A 2,106-nucleotide genomic window follows, 5' to 3' on the forward strand; every position below is an offset into this window, starting at 1 on the left:
CCACGGGTGCGGACACACCGCCGACGTGCGTTCGGTCCACCGCCCGTGCGGGCAGACCGCCGCTGGCGCGGGCAGGCTGCCAGGTGCGCGGGCGAACGGCCAACGTGCGGGCAGACCACCGCCGGTACGGCGGACCACCGACGTGCGTTTCGTTCCACCGCCATGCGCCCGGACCACCAACGTCGCTCGGCCCGCCGCCCTCGCGGGCGAACCCCAGGGGCGGGAACGAACCGCCAACGTGCGCGCAGACGACCGCCGGCACGGCGGACCACCGACGTGCGTTTCGTTCCACCGCCATGCGCCCGGACCACCAACGTCGCTCGGCCCGCCGCCCACCCGGGCGAACCCCCAGGGCGCGGACGAACCGCCAACGTGCGCTCGGTCCGCCACCGGGGCGGGCGGACCATCGAAGGGCGGGCGGACCACCGGCGTGCGGGCCAACCGCCGCCCTGCCGAGCAGCCCTGCGGGCTGCGTTGCCGGCAGGGCCGCGGGGGGGGGTCAGCGGGCGACGGTGGCGGTGACGTAGCGGACCGGGACGTCGATGCGGATGAGGCCGTCGGTGTCGCGCAGGGCGTCGAGTTCGCCGGTCAGGCGGGCGCGCAGGGCGGCGGCCTCGTCGGCGGGCAGGTGCTGCCACAGCAGCCGCATGCCCTGCGTGTGGGACCACTCGACCCAGTCCTCGCCGCTCGCGGCGGTCATCTCGACCACCTCGTCGGTGATGACGGTGTCGGTGAATCCGGCCTGCCGCAGGGCGGCTTCGAGGTCGGCGGGGTCCTCGAGCCAGGAGTGCAGCTGGCGCCGCAGCTGCTCGGGGTGCCAGGCGGGCGGCAGGTGCTGGAGCAGCGACATGGGGATCCAGCGGCTGAACAGCGGCGGCAGGAAGGGGAAGTCGTCCTTGCGGAAGACGGGGCTGGTGAAGGCGATCCGGCCGCCGTCGCGCAGCAGGCCGGCGTAGCGGGCGAGGGCGGCGCGGGCGTCGGGGAGGAAGATGACGCTGTAGCTGCCCATGACGAGGTCGAAGGACCGGGCGGGCAGGTCGGGGTGTTCGCCGTCCATGACCCGCAGTTCGACGTTGTCGATGCCCTGGCGCCGCGCCTCCTGGCCGGCCTGTTCGATCATGGCCTCGGCGATGTCGATGCCCAGCGCGTGGCCGGTGGGGCCGACCTGGGCGGCGGCGGGCAGCAGGGTGGCGCCCAGGCCGCAGCCGACGTCGAGGAGCCGCTGTCCGGGCTGCGGGCGGGCGTGCTCGACGAGCCGGCGGCCCATGGGGGTGAAGAACTCGACCCCGAGCCGGTCGTAGGCCGCAGCGGCCTTGTTGAAGGCGGCGGTGACTTTCGTCTTGTAGGTGGTCGCGGTGTCCACGGTCAGCTCCGGGGGTGGTGGCGGCATGGATCTGTTCAGGGTGAATGCTGCGGCTTTCCGGCCGGGTGGTGGTGGAGGGCCCATCGAGAGCCGGTCGACGGCGGCAATTCGCCGCTTGCCCGGCCTCTTCGGCCACCGCACAATGTCGGCCAGTGTCCTGAATTTCTGCTGGGCGCCCGGCGAAAGGGAATGCGATGAGCAGTCATATAGCGGCGGTGCGCCGCATGGTGGAGGCGTACAACACGGGAAAGACCGATGACGTCGCGGAATTCATCCACCCGGATTATCTGAATCCGGCGACGATGGAGCACATGGACCTGCGGGGTCCGGACTCGTTCGCGATGGCCGTGAAGTGGCTGAAGATGACCTTCTCGGAGGAGGCGTACCTCGAGGAGGTCCTCATCGAGGAGCGTGGCGACTGGGTGCGCGCCAACCTGGTCCTGTACGGCCGTCATGTCGGCAACCTGGTGGGCATGGCGCCGACCGGGCGCCGTTTCTCCGGGGAGCAGATCCATCTGATCCGTCTGGTCGACGGCAAGATCCGTGACCACCGTGACTGGCCGGACTACCAGGGCACCTACCGGCAGCTCGGGTCGCCGTGGCCGGAGCCGAACGGCTGGAGGGACTGAGTCATGATTCTCGTCACCGGAGCGACCGGCAAGGTGGGCCGTGAGGCCGCTACGCAGCTCGCCGCGGCGGGCCACCGGGTGCGGGCCCTGAGCCGTACCCCCGAGGAGGCCAAC

General features: G+C 71.9%; 3 protein-coding genes. 2 read left to right on the top strand and 1 reads right to left on the bottom strand.

Annotation, left to right across the window (positions count from 1 at the left end; all coding sequences use genetic code 11):
• Nucleotides 1-499 precede the first annotated feature (499 nt).
• Nucleotides 500-1,363 (bottom strand): class I SAM-dependent methyltransferase, encoded by an 864-nt coding sequence (locus ACWGH4_RS34510; protein ID WP_453467786.1) that lies wholly within the window; start codon nucleotides 1,361-1,363, stop codon nucleotides 500-502.
• 194 nt (nucleotides 1,364-1,557) lie between these two features.
• On the opposite strand from ACWGH4_RS34510, the gene ACWGH4_RS34515 reads away from it, so the two are divergent.
• The gene (locus tag ACWGH4_RS34515; protein ID WP_005321817.1) at nucleotides 1,558-1,992 is read left to right on the top strand and encodes an ester cyclase; all 435 of its coding nucleotides are present in this window, start codon (nucleotides 1,558-1,560) and stop codon (nucleotides 1,990-1,992) included.
• 3 nt (nucleotides 1,993-1,995) lie between these two features.
• On the top strand, nucleotides 1,996-2,106 hold a 111-nt coding region (locus ACWGH4_RS34520), incomplete at its 3' end, for an NAD(P)H-binding protein (RefSeq protein WP_453467788.1).

This window comes from Streptomyces sp. NPDC054847 (assembly GCF_053610925.1).